Genomic DNA, 4,071 nt, shown 5'->3' with positions numbered 1-4,071 from the left:
ACGTCCACACACCTCGCAAAACACCGGCGGCGAAACAACGAACGAAGAAGTCGACCACCCCACGACCACGCCGCACAGGTTAAAGATCAAGCTAGGGCGTGTTGCGAAAGTCGATCTTGGTCGTGGAATGATCACGCGCTGTGGCGCGTGGAGATCTGACGGACGAGCAGTGGGCCAGGCTGGAGCCGTTGTTGCCGAAGGGCATGAAGCCTGGCCGGCCGCCGATTTGGCCGAGGCGGCAGCTGATCGACGGCATACGGTGGCGGACCCGGACCGGGACGCCGTGGCGGGATGTACCCGAGCGGTACGGGCGGTGGGATCGGGTCTACGACCTGTTCCGGCGCCGCCAGCGCGACGGCACGTGGAAGCGAGTCTTCACCGAACTGCAGGCCCAGGCGGACGCGAAGGACCTGATCAACTGGGATGTCAGTGTCGACTCGACGATCTGCCGCGCCCACCAGCACGCCGCCGGAGCGGTCAAAAGGGGGATCTTCAGAAGGAGCCTCCCGGCGGCGTTGAGGTCGAGCCGGACGACCACGGTCTCGGTCGCTCGCGAGGTGGGCTGACCACCAAGGTCCATCTCGCGGTCGAGCACGGGCAGAAGCCCATGTCGATTGTGATCACGGCCGGGCAGCGCGGGGATTCCCCGCAGTTCGAACCGGTCCTGGAGAACATCCGGGTGCCACGGCAGGGACTGGGGCGTCCACGCAAGCGGCCGGACAGAGTGCGTGCCGACAAGGCGTACGGCTCCCGGAAGAACCGTGCCTACCTGCGCCGACGTGGGATCCGGTGCACGATCCCGGAGAAGAAGGACCAGGTTCGCAACCGTAAGAAGCTCGGCTCCCGCGGCGGCCGACCGCCGACGTTCGACAAGGCCGACTACCGCGAGAGGCACGCGGTCGAATGCGGGATCAATCGCCTCAAGCGCCACCGGGCCGTGGCCACGAGATACGACAAACTTGCCGTCCGCTACGAAGCAACCGTGCTGGTCGCGGCGATCAATGAGTGGCTGTGACCCCGCGGCCGCAGCAGCCTTCAGTTAACCGTTTGCCGAGGAGCCGATAGACCAGCTACGTTCTCCCAGCCGTCCATGTTGATCCGGACCGGCTCTGTCGACGAGGAGGTGTGGAGCACATGCGCAGGAGTGCCCAGGAGTTGAGCCCGCGTACTGACCTTTGCCACCTCCTCACGACGGAGACACTTTGTCGTTTCGCATCACCCCACTGACCGATGAGGGGCCTCGCGTTTTCCGGACAGGTATCTGACCGTCTATTTCACGCGGCGATTCGCAACTTCTCGTACTCGGCGTGGACTTCGCGCGGAGGACGGTAGCCCACCGACGAGTGGAGGCGTTTGCGATTGTACCAGAATTCGATGTAGCGAGTGACGTCCTGCCGGGCGGCCTCGCGGGTCAGGTAAGTCACCCTTGATACACGCTCGTTCTTCAGGGCGCCGAAGAATGATTCGGCCATGGCGTTGTCGAAGCAGATCCCGGTGCGGCCGGAAGATCTGCGGAGCCCGAACCGCTTGAGCGTCTTCCCGAACTTGGCTGACATGTAGTTGCTTCCGCGATCGGAGTGAAATATCGCGCCGGTTGAGAGGTTCCTGTTCCGTGCCGCGTTGCGGATCGCCCTGGATATCAGCGGGGTTTGATAGTGGTCGTCCATCGCGTAACCGATGACTTCCTTCGTGCAGCAGTCGATGACTGTTGCGAGGTACAGTCAGCCTTCCCCGGTCGCGATGTAAGTAATGTCGCCGACGAGCTTTTCGCCGGGCGTGTCAGCGGTGAAGTTACGGCCGACGAGGTCCGGCACCTGACCAGACGCGGCCCGGGTGAGCCTGAACCTCTTCGGCTGCGGCTGGCAGGGCTCAAGGCCCAGCTCACGCATGAGCCGGCGGACCAGTTCCAGGCCGGCGGTGACGCCCCAGCGGTGCAGCTGGGCCTGGATGCGCCGATGTCCGTAGGTGCTGTCGGACATGTCGAAGGCTTTCTCGATGAGCAGCTTCAGTTCGTCGCGCCGTTGGCCGGTCGCGGATTCCGGGCGGGCTCGCCAGTCGTAGTAGCCGGATCTGGAGACGCCGAGTCGGCCGCACATGAACTCGACGCTGTATGCGTACTCCTCGGTGTCGAGCCGCATCTCGTCGATGAACTCGTATTTGTTTGCTACCGGGGATCCTTCGCGAAGTACGCTGCGGCTTTTTTCAGGAAGGAATTTTCCATCTCCAGCTCGCGGTTGCGTCGTTCGAGTTCCTTCAGGCGGGCCCGCTCGTTCACCGTCAGTTCCGCGTTGGGGGCCGGTTCCTGCTGTTTCTGGTGCTTCTTGACCCAGCCGCGCAGGGTCTCCGAGTTCAGTTCAAGCTCCCGGGCGACTTCGGAGATCGTCTTGCTCGACCTCAGCGCGATCTGGACGGCTTCCTCGCGGAACTCCGGCGAGTACTTACTGGGTGGCGCCACTTCTTCCTCGTTTCCTTGTTCAGGACAACCCTATTGGGTGCCTGTCCGGAAACTTCGGGGCCCCTCAGTGCGGGTAGCCGCGAGGACAACCCGCATGAACCACGCGTTCCGTATTTCATGGATTTCAGATGGCTTTCTCGTAGATGATGAAGTCGCACGGAGTGGCCAGCAGCGGCGCGAGGTCGGGATACTGCTCTTCAAAGGCCCCCTTGCGGATCACCCGATACTCTGCCCTTTCGTTCCACTCCGCCATGAACTGCTTGGATTCCTGACTCCAGTCACGGGGCACCAGGAGCTCGATCTGCAGGGTCTTCGCCCCTCGCTGGCGGAGCATTTCCACGGCGAACCTGCGCAGCTCGCGACCAATTCCCATGTTCCTGTAATCCGGGTCGGCGACCAGCATCCCCGTTTCCCCTTTTTCAGGGGCCAGGAGCTGCACGCGAATGGATCCCACGAGGGTGCCGCCGGTCCTGGCCACAACGATCTGGCAGGCGCGGGTCAGTTCGGTGATTTCCTCCATGCTGGTACGTGTTGCGCCTGGGAGCCACTGCCCGTCCTCGGCAATTGCGTAAACCCGGTTCACCAGATCCGCTATCCGCCCCATCAGGGTTGTGTCCGAACTGGCCCCGGATGGAAGAAGCTCAATATGTAGAGGCAGGGTCGGGGACATAACATCCAAACCTTTCGGATTCGTGAGGCCGCACCCCCGGCCGACCGGAGGCTGCTCAGCTGCGGTATTGATGATACAGCCCGGGCGGGACTGCTGACATTCCCAGAATTCCTTACGCTTGGCGACCGGAGGGGTGGCCTTGTGTCGCTGGTCCTTGCCCAATTACGTCACGCACTGCCGCGGAACAGGGAACCTCGGCCACTCGGAGATGGCACCGGTTCAACCTGCATCGTCTCGCTCACCAGCGGCGTCACCGCCCGAGCCTCACAGACACAACGGGCCACCGGGGCCAACGGTTCAACGTCCGTCGGCTTCCGAGAATCAGCCCTCATCAAGAACTGCACGCCTCGTCGCCGTCGAGTTGTGCTCCTGTACTACGACCTGGTCCACGTGGGCCATGATTCGCGACCAAGCGTGCTACCAGGTACTACCAACCGTCACGACGGCTGCTTGACATCGTCATTGGGAAGTCCTACACAGCGATCGAGTCGTGTATCCGAATTAGCGGTCGAGTCGTCGCGGGGCTCCGGGCGGCCAAGTTCTTTGAGCCATCCAACGGTGACAAGCTCACAGCCATACCCAGAACCCCCGGGTCCACCGATCTTACGAATGACCAGCTCAGACCCACGCTTTGAAGGTAGGACAAGCTCAGCGCGAGCACGACGACCAGAGCGTGCCGCACACCACGCGGATCGCGCGGGTCGGGCACCTCGCCCAATCGCTCCAGCAGGCCTGGGATCTCCTCGGGCACGGCCTCGCGATGCTCCCGGAGTTGGTCAAAGGCAGGCGGGATCAGCGATGATGCGTCGGCAGGCACGGTCTTCCAGTCGGATCACGGGGCGTAGAGAACTCTGAGGTGACCCCCGGAGTGTGGACACAGGGGTTCATGCTGCGAGTGAGAGTTTAGCTGTCCTGTGGTGCTGCTGTTCGAACTCCAGCGGGGAGA

The 4,071-nt window shown here is 62.9% G+C and carries 2 protein-coding genes and 1 pseudogene; 1 reads left to right on the top strand and 2 read right to left on the bottom strand.

Annotated elements, in window-relative coordinates; genetic code table 11:
- The first annotated feature begins 140 nt into the window (after window positions 1-140).
- Window positions 141-1,015 (top strand): IS5 family transposase gene (locus tag ACFTZC_RS41835; protein WP_382899338.1). Its coding sequence is split into 2 segments (ribosomal slippage): window positions 141-530 and window positions 533-1,015, totalling 873 coding nucleotides; the frame shifts between segments, so codons are not numbered across the junction.
- Window positions 1,016-1,274: 259 nt separating this feature from the next.
- On the opposite strand, the pseudogene ACFTZC_RS41830 reads toward ACFTZC_RS41835, so the two are convergent.
- Both ACFTZC_RS41830 and ACFTZC_RS41825 read right to left on the bottom strand, forming a co-directional pair.
- Window positions 1,275-2,455 (bottom strand): annotated as a pseudogene (locus tag ACFTZC_RS41830) (IS3 family transposase).
- Window positions 2,456-2,579: 124 nt separating this feature from the next.
- The gene (locus ACFTZC_RS41825; protein WP_382899336.1) at window positions 2,580-3,125 is read right to left on the bottom strand and encodes a GNAT family N-acetyltransferase; all 546 of its coding nucleotides are present in this window, start codon (window positions 3,123-3,125) and stop codon (window positions 2,580-2,582) included.
- Window positions 3,126-4,071 lie beyond the last annotated feature (946 nt).

It is taken from the genome of Streptomyces sp. NPDC056987 (assembly GCF_042673865.1).
Lineage (GTDB): Bacteria > Actinomycetota > Actinomycetes > Streptomycetales > Streptomycetaceae > Streptomyces.
This window is presented reverse-complemented; position numbering and strand designations above follow the sequence as displayed.